Here is a 3,820-nt window from a genome sequence, read left to right on the forward strand (position 1 = left end):
TTATTGTGTTAAATACCGTTTTAAATTATGTGAAATTTAAAAAAAATGAGGAGGATTATTTAGCAAAAAAAAGGCTTACACTGCCCTTGTGTGCCGCAGAAAATAGGATGTCACCTTTTGCTAAAGTACCTTTACAACAAGATTATCAGGAAAGATACATTATGAACGGGGTTAACTCATTTTCCTCTGAGGATAATTTTATTGGAAGTGAACATTTATATGAAATTTATCAGCTAATAAGTACACAATGTTCTAAATTATTTTCATCTAAATATGCTGATGCTAGAACCTTATCAGGTATGAATTGTGTTACCTCAATTTTGATGTCTCTTACTAATATTGGAGATAAAATCATGCTTTCCACTAGTTCGTCAGGTGGGCATCCTTCAATGGAACATGTATGTAAAAGATTAGGTTTAGAAATTATTGATATGCCATATAACTATGAAGAATTTGATTTAGATTATGAAAAAATCTACAACACTTTAATTGAGGAAGATATAAAATACTTGTTATATGCGCCATCGGATATTATAAAGGTTCCAAATTACGATAAATTAAAACTTCCTTCTGATACTTTATTTTTATATGATGCTAGCCAAACCCTTGGTTTAATTGCGGGGAAACAAGTAGCCAATCCACTTGAAAATCCAATAAATTGTGTGCTATTTGGTGGAACACACAAAACACTTCCTGGTCCGGCCAATGGTCTGATAATGACAAATAATGAAGAAATAGCAAAAAAACTAGACGATAATATAAGTCCTAAATATCTTAGGAATACTCAAATGCACCAAGTAGTAAGTTTACTTTATACTTTATTTGAGATGGAAATATTCGGAGAGGAATATGCTAAAAAAACTATAGAATATTCAAAAGAATTAGGTATAGCACTTGCAGAGTACGGTCTTGATATTCCTCATCTCAACAAAATTCCAACTAATACTCATCAAGTATTTATAAGAACAAGTAAAGATGCTATGAATACTATTTTCAGTAATGCTTTTAAAAATAATGTTACTCTTAATAAGAAAAATAAAAAGCTATTTAATGAGTACGGTATAAGGCTAGGTACTCAAGAAATAGCAAGACTTGCATGGCAAGAAGGCCCTATAGATCAGATAGCAAAAATAGTACATAGTTTACAATTTACCAATTTAAATACTCAAAAATTAATTGCAGATTTGAAAATACCAGATTCCTTAAATTATACTTTCAGTACCCCTTCCACGAACTTATAAAAAGTTTAACTGAAATCACTATAAAGATGGGCTTTCCTGTTCCCCATATCACTTTATAAATATAACGTGGTATGGGGGGCCATTATGAAACTCGTTTATATGCAGGTGTCACAAAGTGACTTGGATGTAGACAAATACCATCGTCCCGAATACGACTCCTCTAGTTTGAGAGATTTAGAAACATTAGTTATAGATAACGCGTCCTGAACCGTGCCTGCCTCCAAGAATGTTATAATTGAACGGGAAATTAGCTATTAAAATAATGGGAGAATTCTGCTGTAAAAACTAGGTCCGTTTGCATTTAAGATATCGCGCATCTCCATTACATGTTGTTTTCCAAGTTCAAAACAAACATCTTCTTCCTCACTTTGACAAAGTTCTAAACAGTGTTCCAGTAATTTAAATTGTTCCTCTTTGGACTTTGTAAAATAATGTGTGTTACATTCGAATTCAACCGAGAGTATACCTAAATTGCTATAAAGCTCAATGTTTTTATCTCCATTTATAAGGGAAGCATCTAGGCTCTTTTTGAAGTATTCAATTGATTGTTTGAAATCTTTCTTACGTCTTAGCAATTCTCCTTTTTCAAATAATAAATTAAATTGTAGACGTTCACTTTTCTTCTCATATATTCTTATCGTTTCATCTATTAACTTTATAGCATTATCAAAGTTTCCTTTCATTCCCTGTTCTATAGCTTTGTATTTATTGGTTGATAAATCAGCTACAGAGTTTCCCTCCTCAATTAAGGCATCAATATGATCAAAACTAAATCGTTGTTTTTCGTTTCTATAAAAGAAAATGTTATTGAGTTCGTTCATACATTTAATATATATTGCTTTTGTTTGTACAATGTCGAGTTCACAAATGGTTATAGAATTCTCATAGTAATCTATTGCTTGATCTAAATTACCGATGTGACGATAACAATGTGCTATACCCCAATAACATTTTGATTTGTAATACAATGATTCTTTTACATTTTTTGATTCACTCATGATTTTAAAATGTTCTATAGCCTTTGTGTATTGATTTTGTAAATGAAATAAATTACCCAATAAAAAAATTACATCGAAGTTTTCTGAAGTTACGGTTTCAGGCCTCAATACATAATAGTTTGTATTAGTTTTAATTTCTTCTGTAGCTTCCTTATATGCGCCATAACCAATTAATGCATCTGCAACAAAGTAAATGAGTTTTTCATAAAATGAACCTCCATCAATTTCTTCAATCTGTTCTTTCAGTTGAGATACATTCTTTAAAAGGTAACTGATTCTTAGTGTAGCTGTATAATTTTTAGAATCACTATTCTTTTTTAGAATATCTAATATTTCAATCAGTTTAGCATCTGTTTTCATAGGTTGAATGAATTCATGGACAATTTCATTTTCAACCATAAGTTGCATCTGTTGTACTAAATCCAGTACTCTGGTTTGATTTAATTGGACAGTCTGAAACTCCTTATTAATCGCTGGTAGTAGCAAAGATTCAGTAACAGAGTATGACGAGTTTTTATTTTTTCTAATTAATCCTACTGTTTCTAATTTATCAAATTGATCTATTATCACAGGGTTATGGGGACCATTAAGTAATCCTAACATACTAATGAAAACCTCATTTTTTGATACGCATAAAGATAATATTTGTTTAAACGTTGTTTTCTCATCCTCAGTTATGTAATTGTAAAATAACTCAGTGATATCATTCAAATTTTTATAATTGATCTCGAAACATTTTTCTTTATTATATTTATCTGCAATCAAACTAAGCATTTGAATATTTCCCGCTGTTAAAGCAAACAATTTATCATACTCGTTTTTATCTAGCGAAATGTTTCTCTTATTTAAGTACTCAACCATATATTTTTCTTCCAAGTTTTGTATACTAGAGATTTTAAATATATTGTTGTTGGCCTCTTTTTTTTCCAATAAACCAGAATAAAATAGAATAAAAGTACATTCACTATTTGAATTTAGTTTTTTCAGTCCATTGGTTATTTCGTTCCACAGATCACAAAATTTATCGTGTTCAACATAACTTTTTATATCATCAAAAATAAAAAGAGTTTTTTTCTTCTTTCGTATTTTTTCAATGATAAAATGGGCAGCGCTAGTACGATTAATGTCTGAATTTTCATTAATTAGTAGTAGTTCAAAAATATTTTTAATAGCCACATGATATGTGTCCTTATTTTCACATTTTATGAAAAATGCTTGTACATTTTTTTCTTTTTTATATCCAATCGAACTAATAAAATCTTCCTCATCTTTAGTCTGGCAATTATAATTAACGGCCATATTAATTAATTTAGCAAACTCAGTTTTTCCCACTCCCGGTGAGCCGAATATTTGAAACATTCGCCCTTCATTAGAACGTTGTAATTCTTTAAAAATCTCTTCTGAAATTGCTATCCTGTCCGTAAAATAAGCAATATTGGGTTTTGCATTAGAAACTATAATTTTCTTTTTTTTCCTTTTTATATATTTATATATTGCTAATAAGGCTGGGATTAAAACAGCAATTATGCTGAATATTTTGGCCCAAGAATCTAAATCCCAAAAACTGCTTGCTAACATAAC

Annotated in this window: 2 protein-coding genes; one reads left to right on the plus strand and one right to left on the minus strand. The window is 29.9% G+C overall.

Going from position 1 to position 3,820, the window contains the following annotated elements; translation table 11 throughout:
• The coding region (locus tag MHB84_RS31315) for a hypothetical protein (RefSeq protein ID WP_341143102.1) at positions 1-1,241 on the plus strand (1,241 nt) is incomplete at its 5' end.
• A gap of 254 nt (positions 1,242-1,495) precedes the next feature.
• Here the strand turns inward: MHB84_RS31315 and MHB84_RS31320 are convergent.
• Positions 1,496-3,820, minus strand: a 2,325-nt coding sequence (locus MHB84_RS31320) for a tetratricopeptide repeat protein (RefSeq protein WP_341143103.1), incomplete at its 5' end; no start/stop codon positions are given.

The organism is Paenibacillus sp. FSL F4-0087 (genome assembly GCF_038020215.1).
GTDB classification, from domain to species: domain Bacteria; phylum Bacillota; class Bacilli; order Paenibacillales; family Paenibacillaceae; genus Paenibacillus; species Paenibacillus taichungensis.